Annotated in this window: 15 protein-coding genes; 1 reads left to right on the forward strand and 14 read right to left on the reverse strand. The window is 69.9% G+C overall.

The genetic code is table 11. The features are described from left to right. Positions 1–781: 781 nt before the first annotated feature. Positions 782–3,919, forward strand: a complete 3,138-nt coding sequence (gene ileS / locus L0P92_RS28530; protein WP_234765927.1) for an isoleucine--tRNA ligase — start codon at positions 782–784, stop codon at positions 3,917–3,919. Between the two features lie 435 nt (positions 3,920–4,354). Here ileS and L0P92_RS28535 read toward each other — a convergent pair whose 3' ends face one another. The 14 genes from L0P92_RS28535 to L0P92_RS28600 all read right to left on the reverse strand — a co-directional run bounded on the left by L0P92_RS28535 (position 4,355) and on the right by L0P92_RS28600 (position 20,469). Next, a complete protein-coding gene (locus tag L0P92_RS28535) occupies positions 4,355–5,491 on the reverse strand; it encodes a DivIVA domain-containing protein (protein ID WP_234765928.1) in 1,137 nt (378 codons plus the stop codon). Positions 5,492–5,546: 55 nt separating this feature from the next. Further along, complete coding sequence (locus L0P92_RS28540; protein WP_004001943.1) at positions 5,547–5,834, reverse strand: YggT family protein; 288 nt, start codon at positions 5,832–5,834, stop codon at positions 5,547–5,549. A 59-nt stretch (positions 5,835–5,893) separates the two neighbouring features. Next, complete coding sequence (locus L0P92_RS28545; RefSeq protein ID WP_234765929.1) at positions 5,894–6,535, reverse strand: cell division protein SepF; 642 nt, start codon at positions 6,533–6,535, stop codon at positions 5,894–5,896. A gap of 122 nt (positions 6,536–6,657) precedes the next feature. Then, positions 6,658–7,377, reverse strand: coding sequence for a YggS family pyridoxal phosphate-dependent enzyme (locus tag L0P92_RS28550; RefSeq protein ID WP_234765930.1), 720 nt, complete (start codon positions 7,375–7,377; stop codon positions 6,658–6,660). 6 nt (positions 7,378–7,383) lie between these two features. After that, positions 7,384–8,112, reverse strand: coding sequence for a peptidoglycan editing factor PgeF (gene pgeF / locus L0P92_RS28555; protein WP_234765931.1), 729 nt, complete (start codon positions 8,110–8,112; stop codon positions 7,384–7,386). A 10-nt stretch (positions 8,113–8,122) separates the two neighbouring features. Next, the gene (ftsZ, locus tag L0P92_RS28560; RefSeq protein WP_234765932.1) at positions 8,123–9,349 is read right to left on the reverse strand and encodes a cell division protein FtsZ; all 1,227 of its coding nucleotides are present in this window, start codon (positions 9,347–9,349) and stop codon (positions 8,123–8,125) included. Positions 9,350–9,633: 284 nt separating this feature from the next. After that, positions 9,634–10,434, reverse strand: a complete 801-nt coding sequence (locus tag L0P92_RS28565) for a cell division protein FtsQ/DivIB (RefSeq protein ID WP_234765933.1) — start codon at positions 10,432–10,434, stop codon at positions 9,634–9,636. A gap of 25 nt (positions 10,435–10,459) precedes the next feature. Beyond that, positions 10,460–11,551, reverse strand: coding sequence for an undecaprenyldiphospho-muramoylpentapeptide beta-N-acetylglucosaminyltransferase (gene murG / locus L0P92_RS28570; RefSeq protein ID WP_234765934.1), 1,092 nt, complete (start codon positions 11,549–11,551; stop codon positions 10,460–10,462). A gap of 6 nt (positions 11,552–11,557) precedes the next feature. Next, positions 11,558–12,922, reverse strand: a complete 1,365-nt coding sequence (gene ftsW / locus L0P92_RS28575) for a putative lipid II flippase FtsW (RefSeq protein ID WP_234765935.1) — start codon at positions 12,920–12,922, stop codon at positions 11,558–11,560. 103 nt (positions 12,923–13,025) lie between these two features. Further along, entirely contained in the window at positions 13,026–14,450 is a 1,425-nt protein-coding gene (gene murD, locus L0P92_RS28580; RefSeq protein WP_234765936.1) for a UDP-N-acetylmuramoyl-L-alanine--D-glutamate ligase, read from the reverse strand. Next, complete coding sequence (gene mraY / locus L0P92_RS28585; protein ID WP_234765937.1) at positions 14,432–15,505, reverse strand: phospho-N-acetylmuramoyl-pentapeptide-transferase; 1,074 nt, start codon at positions 15,503–15,505, stop codon at positions 14,432–14,434. The genes murD and mraY overlap by 19 nt, the downstream gene beginning before the upstream one ends. Then, positions 15,502–16,917 carry a UDP-N-acetylmuramoyl-tripeptide--D-alanyl-D-alanine ligase gene (locus L0P92_RS28590; protein WP_234765938.1) on the reverse strand — a complete coding sequence of 472 codons (1,416 nt, stop codon included), beginning with the start codon at positions 16,915–16,917 and terminating at the stop codon, positions 15,502–15,504. Before L0P92_RS28590 ends, mraY begins: the two co-directional genes overlap by 4 nt. Positions 16,918–16,921: 4 nt before the next feature. Continuing rightward, on the reverse strand, positions 16,922–18,451 hold the full coding sequence (locus L0P92_RS28595) for a UDP-N-acetylmuramoyl-L-alanyl-D-glutamate--2,6-diaminopimelate ligase (RefSeq protein ID WP_234765939.1): 1,530 nt from the start codon (positions 18,449–18,451) through the stop codon (positions 16,922–16,924). Positions 18,452–18,636: 185 nt separating this feature from the next. Then, positions 18,637–20,469, reverse strand: coding sequence for a peptidoglycan D,D-transpeptidase FtsI family protein (locus tag L0P92_RS28600; RefSeq protein ID WP_234765940.1), 1,833 nt, complete (start codon positions 20,467–20,469; stop codon positions 18,637–18,639). Between the last annotated feature and the right edge of the window lie 16 nt (positions 20,470–20,485).

Consider the following 20,485-nt stretch of genomic DNA (forward strand, 5'->3'; position numbering starts at 1 on the left):
GTCCATGCCGAGTTCGGCGGGGGGCCCCGGGGGGGGCCCCCCCCCCCCCCCCCCCGCCCGCGCGGCGGGGGGGGGGGGGCGGGGCCCCAGCCCCCACCCCGCCGGAGGCGCCCGCATGGATGGACCTGCCCGACGCCGACTGCTGTACGGCGGTCTTTTTCGCCACCATGCCGCGGCCCCTTCACATATTGTGATCTTGCTCGCGAATCGTGCTGGGACGATAAATCGACTTGAGTCCCGCGGCAACGGGGCACACCGCCCGATTCGCCCGCCTCGCGCATGCAGCGCGGGAGACCTGCAACCGTTGTGCCCAGCTCCCCGCCGGGTATGCAATCGAGCCGGACGTCCCAGAATCCGAACACGCGTACCGATCCATTCGGGTCACCTGAGCCGGCCCGACACGGCCGCCCCCGGCCACGGAAAATCCGGTCGGCCACTGTCCCCGCGGCGCCGTACACTGGGCGGAGCGAAAAGCGTGGATGGGGACGAGTAGCGACGTACGCAGCCCAGAGCGACCCGGGGACGGTGGAAGCCCGGGGGCGAGCGCGACGTGAAGATCACCCCGGAGCCGCCGGAAGAAAGCCGCAGCCAAGGCGAAGCCAGGACGCAGCGGCGAGTAGAACCGGCTCGCGACCCCAATGAGGGGGCTCGCCGACGCACACCCCGCGTCGGAGGGCCAAGGAGGGTGGTACCGCGGGAGCGCGCCGAAACCGGCGTAAGGAAGACACGGCTCTCGTCCCTCCGGACGGAAGGCAGCAAGTCCGCCGGAGGAAGCCCGCTGATGACAACGCCGACGTACCGCCAGGTACCCGCCCAGGTCGACCTGCCCGCCCTCGAGCACGCCGTGCTCGACTTCTGGCGCGAGCAGAAGATCTTCGCCAAGAGCCTGGAGCAGTCCGAGGGCCGCCCCGAGTGGGTGTTCTACGAGGGCCCGCCCACCGCCAACGGCATGCCCGGCGCCCACCACATCGAGGCCCGCGTCTTCAAGGACGTCTTCCCCCGCTTCCGCACCATGCGCGGCTACCACGTGGCCCGCAAGGCCGGCTGGGACTGCCACGGCCTCCCGGTCGAGCTGACCGTCGAGAAGGAGCTCGGCTTCAGCGGCAAGAAGGACATCGAGGCGTTCGGCATCGCCGAGTTCAACGCCAAGTGCCGCGAGTCCGTGCTGCGCCACACCGACGCCTTCGAAGCCCTCACCAACCGCATGGGCTACTGGGTCGACCTGAACGACGCCTACGTCACGATGGAGCCCGAGTACATCGAGTCCGTCTGGTGGTCGCTCAAGGAGATCTTCAACAAGGGCCTGCTGGTCCAGGACCACCGCGTCGCCCCCTGGTGCCCCCGCTGCGGCACCGGCCTGTCCGACCACGAGCTGGCCCAGGGCTACGAGACGGTCGTGGACCCGTCCGTGTACGTCCGCTTCCCGCTCACCTCCGGCCCGCTCGCCGGCGAGGCCGCGCTCCTGGTGTGGACGACCACCCCCTGGACCCTCGTCTCCAACACCGCCGTGGCCGCCCACCCCGACGTCGCCTACGTCGTCGCGACCAACGGCGAGGAGAAGCTCGTCGTCGCCGAGCCGCTGCTCGCCAAGGCCCTCGGCGAGGGCTGGGAGACCACCGGCCAGTCCTTCACCGGCGCCGAGATGGAGCGCTGGACGTATCAGCGCCCGTTCGAGCTGGTCGAGTTCCCGGCCCCCGCCCACTTCGTGGTCAACGCCGAGTACGTCACCACCGAGGACGGCACGGGTCTGGTCCACCAGTCCCCCGCCTTCGGTGAGGACGACCTCAAGGTCTGCCGCGCCTACGACCTGCCCGTCGTGAACCCGGTCCGCCCGGACGGCACCTTCGAGGAGGACGTCCCGCTGGTCGGCGGCGTCTTCTTCAAGAAGGCCGACGAAAAGCTCACCGAGGACCTCCAGCAGCGCGGCCGGCTCTTCAAGCACATCGCCTACGAGCACAGCTACCCGCACTGCTGGCGCTGCCACACCGCGCTGCTCTACTACGCGCAGCCGTCCTGGTACATCCGCACCACCGCCATCAAGGACCGCCTCCTCGAGGAGAACGAGAACACCAACTGGTTCCCGGACACGGTCAAACACGGCCGGTACGGCGACTGGCTGAACAACAACATCGACTGGGCGCTGTCCCGCAACCGCTACTGGGGCACCCCGCTGCCGATCTGGCGCTGCGAGGACGACCACCTCACCTGCGTCGGCTCCCGCGCGGAGCTCACCGAGCTGACCGGCACCGACCAGTCGGGCCTCGACCCGCACCGCCCGTTCATCGACGACGTCACCTTCGCCTGCCCCCAGTGCGAGAAGACGGCCACGCGCGTGCCCGAGGTCATCGACGCCTGGTACGACTCGGGCTCGATGCCGTTCGCACAGTGGGGCTACCCGTACAAGAACAAGGAGCTGTTCGAGAGCCGCTACCCGGCGCAGTTCATCAGCGAGGCCATCGACCAGACGCGAGGCTGGTTCTACACGCTGATGGCGATCGGCACGCTGGTCTTCGACAAGTCGTCGTACGAGAACGTCGTCTGCCTCGGCCACATCCTGGCCGAGGACGGCCGCAAGATGTCCAAGCACCTGGGCAACATCCTGCAGCCGATCCCGCTGATGGATCAGCACGGCGCGGACGCGGTGCGCTGGTTCATGGCGGCCGGCGGCTCCCCGTGGGCGGCACGCCGCGTGGGCCACGGCACGATCCAGGAGGTGGTGAGGAAGACCCTCCTCACCTACTGGAACACGGTCGCCTTCCAGGCCCTGTACGCCCGTACGTCGAACTGGGCGCCGTCCGCCGCCGACCCGGCCCCGGCCGACCGCCCGGTCCTGGACCGCTGGCTCCTGTCCGAGCTGCACGCGCTGACCGACCAGGTGACCCAGTCCCTGGAGGCGTACGACACCCAGCGCGCCGGCAAGCTGCTCTCGGCGTTCGTCGACGACCTGTCCAACTGGTACGTCCGCCGCTCGCGCCGCCGCTTCTGGCAGGGCGACAAGGCGGCGCTGCGCACGCTGCACGAGGTCGTGGAGACGGTCACCAAGCTGATGGCCCCGCTGACCCCGTTCATCACCGAGCGGGTCTGGCAGGACCTGATCGTCCCGGTGAGCCCGGACGCCCCGGAGTCGGTGCACCTGACGTCCTGGCCGGAGGCGGACCTGTCGGCGATCGACCCGGAGCTGTCCAAGCAGATGGTCCTGGTCCGCCGGCTGGTCGAGCTGGGCCGTGCCACGCGCGCGGAGTCTGGCGTCAAGACGCGTCAGCCGCTGTCCCGTGCGCTGGTGGCGGTCGCCGGCTTCGAGAACCTCGACCCCGAGCTGCACACGCAGATCACGGAAGAGCTGAACGTCTCGTCGCTGGCGTCGCTGTCCGAGGTGGGCGGCAGCCTGGTGGACACCACCGCCAAGGCCAACTTCCGCGCCCTGGGCAAGCGGTTCGGCAAGCGCGTCCAGGACGTGGCGAAGGCCGTCGCGAACGCGGACGCGGCCGCGCTGTCCCTTGCCCTGCGCGAGGGCACGGCGTCGGTGGAGGTCGAGGGCGAGACGATCACCCTCGCTCCCGACGAGGTGATCATCACGGAGACCCCGCGCGAGGGCTGGTCGGTGGCATCCGACTCGGGCGCGACGGTCGCCCTGGACCTGGAGATCACGGAGGAGCTGCGCCGGGCCGGCCTGGCCCGTGACGCGATCCGTCTGATCCAGGAGGCCCGCAAGAACAGCGGCCTGGACGTGGCCGACCGGATCGCCCTGCGGTGGACGGCGACGGACCCCGCGGTGATCGCGGCTCTGTCCGAGCACGCGGGCCTGATCGCCGACGAGGTCCTCGCCACGGACTTCGCCCAGGGCGAGGCGGACGACAGCTACGGCTCCCCGTTCGAGGACGAGGGCCTGACCCTGACGTTCCGTCTGCGTAAGGCGTAGCGCTCCGCCGGGGGCGCGGTCGCATCTGCCAGGCCCGCTCGTTCTGCGTCTGCGGGCGGTGCCTGGCTGGTCGCGCAGTTCCCCGCGCCCCTCAGGTCGGCTTCACCACCATCGGCTGCCCAGCCGGCGCAGCAGCCCACTCAGCCCGCGGGCAGTCGTGCCGCTGGGGCGGCACGGGTGGGCGCGGGCGGCACCCCGCAAGCGCCGGGCTGCGCGACCCACCCCCCAGCCCCAACGCCGGGCACCTCGAAGGCCCGGGCCCCGAAAAATTCTCGGTGGTCCGGGCCTTCGGCGTTGTGTCCGTAGGACACCCCGGCCACTTCCGAACAAACACCGCAAACCCCGTGAACACGCGTAGCAAAAGGGCGGGGCCCCGGATCGAAATCCGGGGCCCCGCCCTGAACGCTGCCGACGCCTACGGCGTACTACCAACCGTCAGTTGTCGTCCTCGTCGATGAGGAACCCGCGCATCGGCGACGGAGCCTGGCCCATCGGGGACGGACCCTGCGGCCGGACCGGTGCCATGGGCTGGGTCATCGCCGGGGACATCTGCTGCTGACCGCCGTAGGACGGAGCAGCCGGAGACGGGGCGCCGCCCATCGTCTGGTTGCCGCCGTACGACGGGGCACTCGCACCGGCCGGAGCCATGGAAGGCGCCGGGGACGGCGGGAGCGACGCGGCGGCCGGAGTGCGCGGCGGGGCGAGCGAGTCGTCCGCCTGGGTCTCCAGCTGGCGCAGCTGGGACTCGAGGTAGGACTTCAGCCGCGTGCGGTACTCGCGCTCGAAGCCGCGCAGGTCCTCGACCTTGCGCTCCAGCGTGGCGCGGGCGGACTCCAGGGAGCCCATCGCGACACGATGCTTCTCCTGCGCGTCCCGCTCCAGGGCGTCGGCCTTGGCACGAGCGTCACGCTCAAGACCCTCGGCACGCGAACGCGCCTCGCCGACGATCTTGTTGGCCTCGGAACGAGCCTCGGCAATCGCCTGGTCGGCGGTCTGCTGGGCCAGCGAGAGGACACGGGCGGCGCTGTCGCCACCGGGACCACCCTGACCCGGGCCGCCCATGGGGCCGGGGCCACCCATCGGACCGCCCATCGGGCCACCCATCTGCTGCTGCATCGGGGGCTGGCCCATCGGCCCCGGACCCTGGCCCATCGGACCGGGACCCTGCGGGCCACCCTGACCGCCGGGACCGGCGGGCAGCTGCGGAGCACCGCTGGGCAGCTGGGGCGGGCCTCCCATGGGGCCGCCCATCTGCTGCTGCGGCGGGCCCGATATGCCGGCGGGAACAGGAGCGCCGGGACCGCGCATGCCCTGCTGAGGCATGCCGCCCTGCTGCTGGTCCTGCGGACCGCCGGGACCCTCCGGGGGCTTGCGCATGTTCTGCTGGTTCTGCGCAGCCGCGCGCGTGGCCGCGGCCAGCTTGGCGCGCAGGTCCTCGTTCTCGCGGAGCAGTCGCGTCAGTTCGGCTTCGACCTCATCGAGGAAGGCATCGACCTCGTCCTCGTCATAGCCTTCTCGGAGGCGGACGGTCGTGAACTGCTTGTTCCGCACGTCCTCGGGGGTCAACGGCATCTCTTCACCTCAACGTTGTCGTCGGCAGTCGGCAAGACCGTATCTGTCACATCGCTCACATCGCGCTCCGCACGAGCGTGATCAGGATGTAGACGATGATCATCAGTACGAAGAAGGACAGGTCGAGCGCCACGCCCCCGAGACGCAGCGGCGGGATGACCCGCCGCAGAAGCTTGAGCGGTGGATCAGTGACAGTGTAGGTGGCCTCCAGAACGACCACCATCGCCTTGCCGGGTTGCCACGAGCGGGCGAACTGGAAGACGTAGTCCATGACCAACCGGAAGATCAGCACGATGAGGAACACCATCAGCGCGATGTAGAGAACCTGCAAGACCACGCTCATGACTGGTGCTTCCCTCTCCCCTGTTCCCTGATCCGTGCTGTTGTTTCCGGTGGTGCGTCTCAGCTCTGGTTGAAGAACCCGCCCTCTGCGATACGGGCCTTGTCCTCCGCCGTGACATCGACGTTAGCAGGCGACAACAGGAACACCTTCTGCGTCACCCGCTCGATGCTGCCGTGAAGACCAAACACCAAACCCGCCGCAAAGTCGACAAGTCGCTTCGCGTCTGTGTCATCCATCTCAGTCAGATTCATGATCACCGGGGTGCCTTCACGGAAGTGTTCCCCGATGGTACGGGCCTCGTTGTAGGTCCGAGGGTGAAGTGTGGTGATCCGGTACGGCTCTCGTTCCGACACGACCTTGGGCATGATCACCGGTGCGTTCTTCTCCAGGCTTGCGCGTTCTTGTGTGATGGACGCCACGGGCGCGATGCGCGCCGGACGGCCGGATTCCGCGGGTAGCGAAGTCGATCGGGCCACGGGTTCACGCGGCGCGGGCGGCTGTACGATTCGCACCTCTTCGTCCCTTTGGGACTGGTGTGCACTGTGCGACTGGTGGGACGGGTCGTGCCGTCGATGGTCCCGCTCGGGCTCCGGGTCCAGTTCGGGCTCGAAGTCGTCATCGGGGTCGAACCCCCGGCCGTCGTACCCATCGTCCTCCACGAGGCCGAGGTAGACCGCCATCTTGCGCATCGCGCCGGCCATGCTCTGAGTCCTCCGCTCTGTGGTGGATCGACTGCCAAGTGCCCGCGATCCACGCGGTCGTTACGCCCGCCTTTCGGCGATATTGACCATATTTTCTACTGTGGTCCGACTTCCTGGCGACGTTACCCGAGCCCGGGGCGGACTCCGAGTACCGCGGTGCCGACGCGCACATGTGTCGCACCGGCCGCCACAGCCTCTTCGAGATCCGCACTCATCCCTGCCGAGACCATGTTCGCAGCCGGATGAGCTCGGCGCAGGTCCGTCGACAAATCCATCAACCGCTCGAACGCCGCCTGTTGGCGCCCCGCGTACTCCCCGCTGAGCGGCGCCACGGTCATGAGCCCGTCGAGCCGGAGCCCGGGGGCCTTCGCGACGAGGCCGGCCAACTCCTCGATCCCGCCCGGCGCCACACCACCCCTCTCGCCCCGCCCGCTCGCTCCCGCGTCCAGCGCCACCTGGACGAGGCAGCCGACCTCACGCCCCTGCCGTACGGCCTCCTTCGACAGGGCCGTCACCAGCTTGGAACGATCGACGGACTGCACGAGATCCGCGTAACCGACCACAGATCGCACTTTGTTGGTCTGCAGCTGGCCGACAAAGTGCCACGCAAGGGGCAGATCCGAGCATTCGGCGGCCTTCGGTGCCGCGTCCTGGTCACGGTTCTCGGCGACATGGCGCACACCGAGCTCCGCCAGCATCCGCACATCGCTCGCGGGATAGGTCTTGGTGACCACGATCAGGGTCACCTCCTCGCGGGCGCGCCCGGCCGCCGCGCACGCCGCGGCGATGCGGTCCTCCACCTTCGCCAGGTTCGCGGCGAGTTCGTCCTTACGGTCCGTCATGTCCATTCAGTCCAGCCATACATAGCCCGCGAGCCGACCGGTGGTGCGGTCGCGGCGGTACGAGAAGTGGTCGCGCGACTGAAGCGTGCAGACCGGCGACTGCTCCCGGTCGCGCACCCCGAGGCGCCCGAGCTGGGCGTGCACTCCGGCGGCCACGTCCACCGCGGGCGTGCCCCAACTCGTCTCGGCGTACGCCGTCGGCTCGACGGCGGCCACTTCGGCGCGCATCGCCTCGGGCACCTCATAGCACCGTCCGCAGACGGCGGGGCCGGTGCGGGCGACGATCCGGGACGGCTCGGCACCCAGGTCCGTCATCGCGCGTAGCGCTGCGGGGACGACCCCGGCGATCATGCCGGGCCGCCCCGCGTGGGCCGCGCCGACGACCCCGGCGACCGGGTCGGCCAGCAGGACCGGGACGCAGTCGGCGGTGAGGACCGCGAGGGCCAGCCCCCGCCGGGCGGTGACGATCGCGTCGACCTCGGGCACCGGACGGTCACGCCAGGGTCCGTCGACCACGACGACGTCCGCCCCGTGCACCTGGTTCATCCAGACGACCTCGCCCGGACCGAGCCCCAGGGACTTGGCGGCGAGTTCGCGGTTGGTCAGTACGGCGTCGCTGTCGTCGCCGACGGCCCCGCCGAGGTTGAGCTCCTCATACGGAGCGGCGCTCACCCCGCCCCACCGGTCGGTGAAGGCGAAGTGCGCGCCGCTCACGGTGTCGCGCTGTCCTATCACGCCTGAAGGATCACTTAAGGAAGTCCGGAACGTCCAGCTCCTCCGCCGCGCTGTCGGCGTAGGTCCGCGACGGCGGGACCGGCGGGGCGACCGGGATGTCGTTCACCGGCTCGGGTGCGGACTCGGGCTCCTCCTTCGGCGTGACGCTGCCGAGCGAGCCGAAGGACGGGCGGCTCTCGGCCGGCCGTACCGGAGTGGGCTCCTCGCGGCGGGCCGGGGACGCGGAAGGGGAAGAGGAGGAGGACGACGACGAGGTCGAACCGAGGACGTTGTCCCGGCGGGCCGGCGGCTGGCCCCCGTCGAAGCCGGCCGCGATCACGGTGACCCGGACCTCGTCGCCGAGGGCGTCGTCGATGACCGCGCCGAAGATGATGTTGGCCTCGGGGTGGGCGGCCTCGCTGACCAGCTGGGCGGCCTCGTTGATCTCGAACAGGCCGAGGTCGGAGCCGCCGGAGATGGAGAGCAGCACGCCCCGGGCGCCGTCGATGGAGGCTTCCAGCAGCGGCGAGGAGATCGCCATCTCCGCCGCGGCCACGGCGCGGTCGTCGCCGCGGGCCGAGCCGATGCCCATGAGGGCCGAACCGGCCTCGGACATGACCGACTTGACGTCGGCGAAGTCGAGGTTGATGAGACCGGGGGTGGTGATGAGGTCGGTGATGCCCTGGACACCGGAGAGCAGGACCTGGTCGGCCGACTTGAAGGCGTCCAGGACCGAGACCTGGCGGTCCGAGATGGACAGCAGGCGGTCGTTCGGGATGACGATGAGGGTGTCGACCTCTTCGCGGAGCTCGGCGATGCCGTCCTCGGCCTGGTTGGCGCGGCGCCGTCCCTCGAAGGTGAACGGGCGCGTGACCACACCGATGGTGAGGGCACCGAGCGAGCGGGCGATGTTGGCCACGACGGGCGCGCCGCCGGTCCCGGTGCCGCCGCCTTCACCGGCCGTCACGAAGACCATGTCGGCCCCCTTGAGGACCTCTTCGATCTCCTCGCGGTGGTCCTCGGCGGCCTTGCGGCCGACGGCCGGGTTGGCTCCGGCGCCGAGTCCGCGGGTGAGTTCACGGCCGACGTCGAGCTTGACGTCGGCGTCGCTCATCAACAGAGCTTGCGCGTCGGTGTTGATGGCGATGAACTCGACGCCCTTGAGACCGACCTCGATCATCCGGTTGATGGCATTGACACCACCGCCGCCGACACCGATGACTTTGATGACTGCGAGGTAGTTCTGCGGTGCTGCCACGTCGAAGGCCTCTCGCCTCGAGTTACGGGTCGTCGGATCACGAGAGGCTGTGCTTCGTGAACCGCGACTGATGCCGAATGGGACGGTCCGTAGCGCCGACCCGAACCCTAACCCTGAAGTTTAGGGTTACCAGTGTGTCTGTTCCTTGAAGTCTTCTGAACAGGACACTAAGTCGACAAGTGGCGCACGTTCAACGAACACGCCGAACCTCCCGTTTTTCTTTTCACCCTATGTGATCAGCCGTGTCGCTGCCCAACCAGGGTGCTGGCCTGCGCGGATGTGCGTCAACTCCCTGATGACGCAGGCGCGGTGGGAACGCCGACATCGAAGTACCGCGCGTCCGGCGAGGCTTTCATGAGAGCGGTGAGTGTGCGAGCCTTCGCCGCCCCCTTCTCGCCACTCCCCCAGGCGACGGTTCGTCCGCCGGTCAAAGCCAGTGAGATGTCGTCGTAGGAACGGACCTTGACGACCTGGGTGTCGCGCGCGACGGCGTCCGGAAGGGCACGGGCGACGCGCACCGCCTCCCGCACCAGACGGCTCTCCCCGAAGCGGCGCAGGCTCGCGGCGGCGGAGCTCGACCGGGACACCGTCAATTCCAGCGCGGGAACGCCTTTCGGAGCCTGAGAAACCGTGGCGAAACGGACGCCTTCCTTGTCCACTTCGACGAACTTTCCGTCCTTTTGGACAATCAGAACCGGAGTGCGCTCCGCCACTTTAAGGCTGATTCCATGCGGCCAGGAGCGAACCACGTCAACCACGTCAATTCGGGGCAATTCCCGACGCAGCCGCGCCTCAATGGCGTCGGTGTCGACGGAAATCAGCGGGGCGCCCACCGGGACGTCGGCCACCTCCTGGACCTGTTCGGGCGTCAGCACCTGGGTCCCGGAGACGGATACGCGCTCGACGCGCAGCCATTTGGAGCCGTACAGCAGCCAGATGGAGCCCGCGGCGAGCAGGACGAGCACCACGAGAAGAATGATGATCGTACGAAGTCTCGGGGTCGGCCTCAGCCGCCGCCGGGCGAGGGGCGGGTCGGACGACTCCTGCTGGCGTTCACCGCGTTCCGCGGTCGTCGGTCCGGCCACGCTCCCTGCCCTCCGTCATACGTTCCTAGCGGCGATGCGAGGCAATGGCCTCGTACACCATGCCGACGAGCAGGTCGTCGGCGTCCCGGCGGCCGAACTCGCTTGCGGCGCGGGACATCTCGTACAGCCGGTGCGGGTCGGCGAGCACGGGCAGGACGTTCTGCTGCACCCACTCGGGCGTGAGTTCCGCGTCGTCGACCAGCAGTCCGCCGCCGGCCTTGACCACCGGCTGGGCGTTGAGCCGCTGTTCGCCGTTGCCGATGGGCAGCGGGACATAGGCGGCCGGGAGTCCGACGGCGGAGAGTTCGGCGACGGTCATCGCGCCCGCGCGGCAGAGCATCATGTCGGCCGCGGCGTACGCGAGGTCCATCCGGTCCACGTACGGTACCGGGATGTACGGGGGCATTCCCGGCATCTGGTGCACCTGCGGCAGTTCGTTCTTCGGGCCGACCGCGTGCAGGATCTGGATTCCGGCCTGCTGGAGCCAGGGCGCGACCTGCTGGACGACCTCGTTGAGGCGGCGCGCGCCCTGCGAGCCGCCGGAGACCAGCAGCGTGGGCAGGTTCGGGTCGAGGCCGAAGGCGGCGCGGGCCTCGGGGCGGACGGCGGCCCGGTCGAGGGTGGCGATGGTGCGGCGCAGCGGGATGCCGATGTAGCGCGAGTTGCGGAGCTTGCTGTCCGGGGTGGAGACGGCGACCTGGGCGGCGTACCGCGAACCGATCTTGTTGGCCAGGCCCGGGCGGGCGTTGGCCTCGTGGATGACGATCGGCACACCGAGGCGCTTGGCGGCGAGGTAGCCGGGCAGGGCGACATAGCCGCCGAAGCCGACGACGGCGTCCGCCTTGGTGCGCTCCAGGATCTGCTCGGCCGCCTTGATCGTGCCGCGCAGCCGGCCCGGGACGGTGATCAGTTCGGGCGTGGGCTTGCGCGGCAGCGGCACGGCGGGGATCAGCGCGAGCTCGTAGCCCCGCTGCGGGACGAGCTTGGTCTCCAGGCCGCGCTCCGTGCCCAGGGCCGTGATCCCCACGGTCGGGTCCTGCCTGCGCAGGGCGTCCGCGAGGGCGAGCGCGGGCTCGATGTGGCCGGCGGTCCCCCCACCGGCGAGTACGACATGCACCGAAATTCACCGCTCTCCGGACGAACGCGCCGCCGAGGCACGCCGTCGCATCGTGTTCCATCTCCGAGGCGCCCGGCCGGAGCCGGCGCCTCCCGCACGCTTTCTACCAAAGCGGGGTTGCCGCACGGAAAGCGCTGCCCGCGCAGCGGGCTCGTCGCGCGCGAACGCGATCAGCAGCCCGATGGCGAACATGGTCGGCAGCAGGGCGGATCCTCCGTAGGAGAACAGCGGGAGGGGGACGCCGGCGATCGGCAGCAGGCCGAGCACCGCACCGATGTTGATCACGGCTTGCGCGGTGATCCAGGTGGTCACACCTCCCGCGGCATACCTGACGAAGCGGTCCTCCGTACGTCCGGCCACGCGGATACCCGCATAGCCTAGAGCCGCGAACAGGGCGAGCACCGACAGCGTCCCCGCCAGGCCCAGTTCCTCACCGGTGACGGCGAAGATGAAGTCGGTGTGGGCTTCGGGTAGTTGGCCCCATTTCTCCACGCTCGCACCCAGCCCGGAGCCGAAGATTCCGCCCGAGGCGAGCGCGTAGATCCCGTGCACGGCCTGCCAGCAGTCGACGGGGCCCGCCTGGGGCTCGGTGGCGCCGAGGCACTGCAGACGGGCCATGCGGTTCTCGCTGGTCTTGATCAGGAGCAGGCCGATCAGACCGGCCACCGACAGGACCCCCACGAACAGCCGGGTCGGCGCCCCGGCCAGCCACAGCAGGCCGAACAGGATCGCCGAGAGGATGATCGCCGTACCCATGTCGCCGCCGAGCATGATCAGCCCGAGCAGCATGAAGGCGACCGGCACGAGCGGGACCAGCATGTGCTTCCACTGCGTCAGCAGCTTCTTGTCCTCTTTGCGGGCGATCAGGTCAGCGCCCCAGAGCACCAGCGCGAGCTTGCCGAACTCGCTGGGCTGGATCTGGAAGGAGCCGCCGAGGGCGATCCAGTTCTGGTTGCCGTTGACCGCGACTCCTATCCCGGGGACCTGGACCAGCGCCATCAGGAAGACGGCTCCGGCGAGGATCGGGTAGGCCAGTGCCCGGTGCAGCTTCACCGGCATCCGCGAGGCGGCGAACAGCAGCCCGGCGCCGATCACCGCGGCCAGCAGCTGCTTGCGGAAGAAGTACGACCCCGGCAGCGACATCTGCAGGGCGGTGATCTGGGAGGCCGAGTAGACCATCACCAGACCGAGCACGGTGATCAGCAGGCTGCCGCCGAGGATCAGGTAGTACGCGGTCAGCGGCCGGTCCCAGGCCCGGTTCAGCCGGATGTAGAGCCGGCGTACGGCGCTGTCGTGCGGTGAGGGCCGGGGAGCGACGGGGCGCCGGACGGCGCGCTGAACAGGGGGTCGTCCCGTACGGCTACCGGGCATCGGCGCCCACCGCCTCGCCGTGGGAGTACGTACCGTCCGGCCACATCCGAGTCACGCGTCCCTCCAAGGGTCCCGAAGCACCCGCAGTGGCCGAGACCCGGCGTCAGGCGCCCGCGCCGAGTTCGCGAACCGCCTCCGCGAACACGTCACCGCGCTGGTTGTAGTTGACGAACATGTCCATCGAGGCACAGGCCGGGGCAAGCAGCACCGTGTCGCCGGGCTCGGCGAGCCGCTTGGCCTCCTGGACCGCCGCGAGCATCGCCCCAGTGTCGGTCCGGTCGAGGTCGACGACGGGTACTTCCGGCGCGTGTCGCGCGAGGGCTTCACGGATGAGGGCGCGATCGGCGCCGATCAGCACGACGGCGCGCAGCCGCTCGGCCGACTTGGCGACCAGCTCGTCGAAGACGGCGCCCTTGGCGAGCCCGCCCGCGATCCACACGACGGACTCGTACGCCGCCAACGAGGCCTGTGCCGCGTGGGTGTTGGTGGCCTTGGAGTCGTCGACGTACGCGACCCCGTCCAGGTCCGCCACATGCGCGATGCGGTGGGCGTCCGGGGTGAAGGCGCGCAGGCCGTCGCGTACGGCCTTGGCGGGCACGCCGTAGGCCCGGGCGAGGGCCGCCGCCGCAAGGGCGTTGGCGATGTTGTGCGGGGCAGGCGGGTTGACGTCGGCGACCTCGGCGAGCTCCTGGGCGTTCTTCTGCCGGTTCTCGACGAAGGCGCGGTCGACCAGGATGCCCTCGACGACGCCGAGTTGGGACGGGCCCGGGGTGCCGAGGGTGAAGCCGATGGCCCGGCAGCCCTCCTCGACGTCGGCCTCGCGCACCAGGTCCTCGGTGGCCTTGTCGGCGACGTTGTAGACGCAGGCGACGCGATTGCCCTCGTAGATACGGCCCTTGTCGCGCGCGTAGGCCTCCATCGAGCCGTGCCAGTCGAGGTGGTCGGGGGCGAGGTTCAGCACGGCCGCGGAGTGCGCCCGCAGCGAGGGCGCCCAGTGCAGCTGGTAGCTGGACAACTCCACGGCGAGGACGTCGTACTGCTCCTCGCCGAGCACCACGTCGAGGAGGGAGACGCCGATGTTGCCGACGGCGGCCGTGCGCAGGCCCGCCGCCTCGAGGATGGCGGCGAGCATCTGGACGGTCGTGGTCTTGCCGTTGGTGCCGGTGACGGCGAGCCAGGGCGCGGCGTCCGGACCGCGCAGCCGCCAGGCGAGCTCCACGTCGCCCCAGACCGGGACGCCCGCCTCGTGAGCCGCCGCGAACAGCGGCTTGTCGGGCTTCCAGCCGGGTGCGGTGACGATGAGTTCGGTGCCTTCGGGCAGGGTCGCGCCGTCGCCGAGGCGGACGGTGATGCCCAGCGCCTCCAGTTCGGCGGCCTGGGCACGCGCGCGTGCGTCGTCGCCGTCGTTGACGACCGTGACGTTCGCCCCGCGCGCGTGCAGCACCTTGGCCGCCGGGATCCCGGAGACGCCGAGTCCCGCGACGGTGACGTTCTTCCCCTGCCAGTCGGTCACTTGTCCGCTGCCCATCCCGCGTAGAAGAGACCCAGTCCGACGATCACACAGATGCCCTGGATGATCCAGAAACGGACCACCACAAGGACTTCGGACCAGCCCTTGAGTTCGAAGTGGTGCTGGAGTGGCGCCATGCGGAAGACGCGCTTTCCGGTGAGGCGGAAGGAGCCGACCTGGATGACCACCGACATGGTGATCAGGACGAACAGGCCGCCGAGGATGGCGAGCAGCAGCTCGGTGCGCGAGCAGATGGCGAGACCGGCGAGCGCGCCGCCGAGGGCCAGCGAACCGGTGTCGCCCATGAAGATCTTGGCGGGCGACGTGTTCCACCACAGGAAGCCGAGGCAGGCGCCCATCAGTGCCGAGGAGACGACGGCGAGGTCGAGAGGATCTCGCACTTCGTAGCAGGCGCCCGCGTAGGCCAGCGTCTGCGCGTTGGCGCAGGACTCCTGGAACTGCCAGACGCCGATGAACGTGTAGGCGCCGAAGACGAGCACGGAGGCGCCGGTGGCGAGGCCGTCCAGACCGTCGGTCAGGTTCACGCCGTTCGACATAGCGAGGATCATGAACAGCGCCCAGACGACGAACAGCACCGGGCCGATGGACCAGCCGAAGTCCTGCACGAAGGAGAGCTTGGTGGAGGCCGGGGTGTTGCCGCGGTTGTCCGCGAACTGCAGCGAGAGCACCGCGAAGGCGATACCGCCGAGCAGCTGGCCGGCCATCTTGGCCTTGGCCCGCAGACCCAGCGAGCGGCGCTTGACGATCTTGATGTAGTCGTCCAGGAAGCCGACCAGGCCCATGCCCGCCATCAGACCGAGCACCAGGATGCCGGAGAACGTCGGCGGCTTGCCGGTGATCAGCTTGGACAGGAAGTACGCGGCGATCGTCGCCAGGATGAAAGCGATACCGCCCATCGTCGGCGTACCGCGCTTGCTGTGGTGCTCGCGCGGGCCGTCGTCCCGGATGTACTGGCCGTAGCCCTTGCGGGCCAGCAGCTTGATCAGCAGCGGGGTGCCGACCAGCGTCAGGAAGAGGCCAATGACTCCTGAGAACAGGATCTGATTCATCATCGGGCGGCGACCTCACCCTCGGTGCCGCCCGCGAGCAGCGCCTCGGCGACGCTCTCCAGACCGACCGAACGGGACGCCTTCACGAGCACGACGTCCCCCGGGCGCAACTCGCTGCGCAACAGGTCGACCGCCGCCTGTGCGTCGGACACGTGCACCGACTCCTCACCCCACGAACCCTCGTTATATGCGCCCAGTTGCAGCCAGGACGCTTCCCTGCCCCCGACCGCGACGAGCTTGCTGACGTTGAGCCGGACGGCGAGCCGTCCGACCGCGTCGTGCTCGGCGAGCGCCTCGTCCCCGAGCTCGGCCATCTTGCCGAGCACCGCCCACGTACGGCGTCCCTTGCCCATGGCCGCGAGCGCACGCAGAGCGGCTCGCATGGACTCGGGGTTCGCGTTGTAGGCGTCGTTGACGACCGTCACGCCGTCCGGGCGCTCGGTGACCTCCATCCGCCAGCGGGAGAGGGAGCCCGCCTCGGAGAGCGCGGTGGCGATCTCTTCCGCGGACATGCCCAGCTCATGGGCGACGGCGGCCGCGGCGAGCGCGTTCGACACGTGGTGCTCACCGTACAGGCGCATGGTCACATCGCTGCACCCGGAGGGTGTGTGAAGCATGAAGGAGGGCTGTCCGCTGTCCGTGAGTCGCACGTTCTCGGCGCGTACGTCCGCTTCGCCGGACTCTCCGAAAAGGATCACCTTCGCCTTCGTACGGGACGCCATGGCCCGTACGAGGGGATCGTCGGCGTTCAGGATCGCCGCGCCGCCCTCCGCCGCCGCCGGCAGGCTCTCCACCAGCTCGCCCTTGGCCTGCGCGATCTGCTCGCGGCCGCCGAACTCGCCGATGTGGGCGGTGCCGACGTTGAGCACCAGGCCGATCCTCGGCGGCGTCAGATCGGCGAGGTAGCGGATGTGGCCGATGCCGCGGGCGCCCATCTCCAGGACGAGGAACCTGGTCTCCTCGGTGGCGCTGAGGGCGGTCAGCGGCAGCCCGATCTCGTTGTTGAGCGAACCCGGCGTGAACACCGTCGGCGCCTTGCTGCGCAGCACCTGGGCGATCAGGTCCTTGGTGCTGGTCTTGCCCGCCGAGCCGGTCAGGGCCACGAGGGTCGCGCCGAGCCGGCGTACGACATGCCGGGCGAGGGCGCCGAGGGCCGTCTGGACGTCGGCCACGACGATCGCGGGAACGCCGACGGGACGCGACGCCAGTACGGCGACCGCGCCCGCCGCGACGACCTTCTCGGCGAAGTCGTGGCCGTCCACGCGCTCGCCGACGAAGGCGGCGAAGAGGGTGCCGGGTTCCACTTCACGGGAGTCCCGGACGACCGGTCCGGTGACCTGGACGGACGGATCCGGTATGTCGTGCGTCTGCCCGCCGACGACTTCTGCGATCTCGGCGAGAGAGAGGGCGATCACAAGTTCATCCCTGGGTCTTCTGGATAGCTTCGCGCAGCACCTGGCGGTCGTCGAAGGGACGGACCACTCCGGCGATGTCCTGGCCCTGCTCATGGCCCTTGCCCGCGACCAGCACGGTGTCGCCCGGCTCGGCGCGCGCCACGGCCGCGGCGATGGCGGCGGCCCGGTCCTCGAAGACCTGGACCTCGCCACGCTCGTGTGCCGGTACGGACGCCGCGCCCTGGAGCATGGTTGCGAGGATCGCGAGGGGGTCCTCGGATCGGGGGTTGTCGGAGGTCAGTACGGCGGTGTCGGCGAGCCGGGCGGCGGCCGCGCCCATCGGCTCGCGCTTGGTCACGTCCCGGTCGCCGCCGCAGCCGAGCACGACGTGCAGCCTGCCCTCGGTGACCTTGCGCAGCGCCTTGAGCACCGATTCGACGGCGTCGGTCTTGTGGGCGTAGTCCACGACCGCGAGATACGGCTGCCCGGCGTCCACGCGCTCGAGGCGGCCCGGCACGCCCGGCACGGCGGCGATGCCGTCGGCGGCGGCCTGGACGTCGAGGCCTGCGGCGGCCAGGGCGGTGATGGCGGCGAGGGTGTTCGCCACGTTGAAGGGGCCGGCGATCGGCGACCTGGCGGCGATCCGCTCGCCCTTGGGTCCGATCACGGTGAACGTCGAGTCCATCGGGCCGATGGTCACGTCCTCGGCCCGCCAGTCGGCGTCGGGGTGGCCCTCGGCGGAGTAGGTGACGACCGGGACGCCGGCTTCCTTGACCAGCCTGCGGCCGTACTCGTCGTCGAGGTTGACGACGCCGAGCCTGCTGCGTTTCGGGGTGAACAGCTGTGCCTTGGCCCCGAAGTAGTCCTCCATGTCGGAGTGGAACTCCATGTGTTCCGGGCTGAGGTTGGTGAAGACGGCGATGTCGAAGACGCAGCCGTCGACCCGGCCGAGGACCAGCGCGTGGCTGGAGACCTCCATGGCGACGGCCTCCACGCCGCGTTCGCGCATGACGGCGAACAGGGCCTGGAGGTCGGTGGCTTCGGGTGTGGTGCGCTCGGACTTGATGCGCTCGTCGCCGATGCGCATCTCGACCGTGCCGATCAGCCCGGTCGACCGGGCGGTCTTGAGGGCGCCCTCGACGAGATACGCGGTGGTGGTCTTGCCGGAGGTGCCGGTGATGCCGATCTGGAGGAGGTCGCGGCCGGGGTGGCCGTAGATCGTGGCCGCCAGTTCACCCATCTGCCCGCGCGGGTCCTCGACGACCAGGACCGGCAGTCCGGTCACAGCGGCGCGCTCGGCGCCGGTCGGGTCGGTCAGCACGGCGACCGCGCCGAGGCCCGCGGCCTGCGTGACGAAGTCGGCGCCGTGCAGGCGGGCGCCCGGGAGAGCGGCGTACAGATCGCCGGGGCGGACGGCGCGCGAGTCATGGGTGATGCCCGTGACCGCTACGGCGGCGTCCGCGCGGTCCGGCGCGGCGGCACCCAGCTGGTCGGCGAGTTCCGCGAGGGGTGTGGCGGAGAGCTGCACCGGCCTGGGCGGCCCGGGATACGTCACGGGATGCCCCTTCTGGGTGGTTTGGGACTGATCAGCGTGTGGCACGGCGGTGAGCGTACCGGGCGCACCGGCCCGGGAGCGAAGTGAGGGGCGGGGCGTGCCCTGGTTCCCGGGGTCGGGAGTGATCGTTGTCACGAGGTGTTTCCTGGCTGCTCGGTGCTGATCAGGGTGGTCAGGGTCGGTGGTCAGTTGAAGGCGACCGGGAGCTTGGCGGGCTTGGCCCCGGTCGGCGGGACCTGGAGGGTCTTCAGGGCGAACTCCATCACCTGCTTGTAGATGGGTCCGCAGATCTGGCCGCCGAAGTAGTTGCCCTGGGTGGCGTTCTGGATGGCGCAGTACACCGTGACACGGGGCTTGTCCGCGGGTGCGAAGCCGGCGAACGACGACGTGTAGCCGCGGTACTTGCCGGTGGCCGGATCCACTCGGTTCGCCGTACCCGTCTTGCCCGCGACCCGGTAGCCGGGGATGCGCGCCTTGGTGCCGGTGCCCTCCCGGTCGTCCACGACCGACTCCAGCATCTGGGCGAGGGTCTTCGCCGTCTTGGCGCTGATCACCCGGTTCTTCTCGGGCTTCGGGGCCTCGGTGAACTTTCCGTCGGGCCCCTCGGTGCCGCGTACGAGCGTGGGTTCGACGCGGACGCCGCCGTTGGCGATCGTCGAGTAGATCGAGGCCGCCTGCATCGCGTTGAGGGACAGGCCCTGGCCGAAAGGAATCGTGTACTGCTGCGACGTCGACCACTTGTCCGGTGCCGCCAGGATGCCCGGGGTCTCGCCGGGGAAGCCGAGGCCGGTGTAGCTGCCGAGGCCGAACTTGCGCAGATAGTCGTAGAGGACCTTGTTGGCCTCCCGCTGGGTCTTGCCCAGCTGGCCGGTGGCCAGGATGGTGCCGATGTTGCTGGACTTGGCGAGCACGCCGTTGAGCGTGAGGAACCAGGTGTCGTGGTCGATGTCGTCCTTGAAGAGCCGGTCGCCGCGGTGCAGCCGGTTGGGCACGATGACATGCGTGCCGGGCGTGGCCACGCCCTCCTCCAGTACGGCGGCCATCGACATGACCTTGGCGGTGGAGCCGGGCTCGAAGGCGTCCTGGACGGCCGCGTTGCCCATGTTGGCGCTGCTGGCCGCGGAGAGGTCGTTCGGGTCGAAGCCGGGCGAGTTGGCCATGGCGAGGATCTCGCCGGTGCGGGTGTCCTGGACGATCACATAGCCGCGGTCCGCCTTGGACTCCTGCACCTGCTTGGTGATCGCGTTCTGCGCGGCCCACTGGATGTCGCGGTCGATGGTGAGCTCGACGTCGCTGCCGGGCACGGCGGGCGTCTCGGTGGAGCCGACGGTGGGGACCTGGCGGCCGCCGGACTGGGCGTAGCGGATCTCGCCGTCCTTGCCGGACAGCTGCTTGTTCAGCTGCTGCTCGATGCCGCCGCCGCCCTTGCCGTCGGCGTTGACCCAGCCCAGTATCCCGGCGGCGAGATCGCCGTTCGGGTAGACGCGCTTGCTGCTGGCGACCGACAGGACGCCCGCGAGGACGTTGACCGTGCTCTTGTCGCTCTCGGCCTTGGTGGCCAGCGCGCTCTTCAGGTCCTTGATCTGCTTCCAGACCTGCGGGGTCTGCCGGCTGGCCAGCAGGGTGTAGCGCAGGTTCTTGTTGGCGGGCCGGAGCTTGTGGACGATCTTCTCCGGCTCCTGGCCGAGGATCGGCGCGAGGAGGGCGGCCGCCTGCTCGGGGCCGTCGTCGATCTTCAGCTGCTCACGGGAGAACAGGGTGGGGTCGGCCGTGATGTCGTACGCGTCCACGCTGGCCGCGAGCGCCACACCGTTGCGGTCGGTGATGCCGCCGCGCTCGGCGGCCAGGGTGTAGCCCACGTACCGGTTCTTCTCGGCCTTGGCGGCGTAGGTGCTCGCGTCGACGCCCTGCACCTGGAGCAGCCGTACGACGAAGACGGCCAGGACGAGGGTCAGGGCCAGGCCGACCATGCGCAGCCGGGGGCGGGGACTGCCGAGCCTGATCCTGCCGGTGGGCATGGGGCGGGGCCGGGTG

It is taken from the genome of Streptomyces muensis (assembly GCF_021474425.1).
Lineage (GTDB): Bacteria > Actinomycetota > Actinomycetes > Streptomycetales > Streptomycetaceae > Streptomyces > Streptomyces muensis.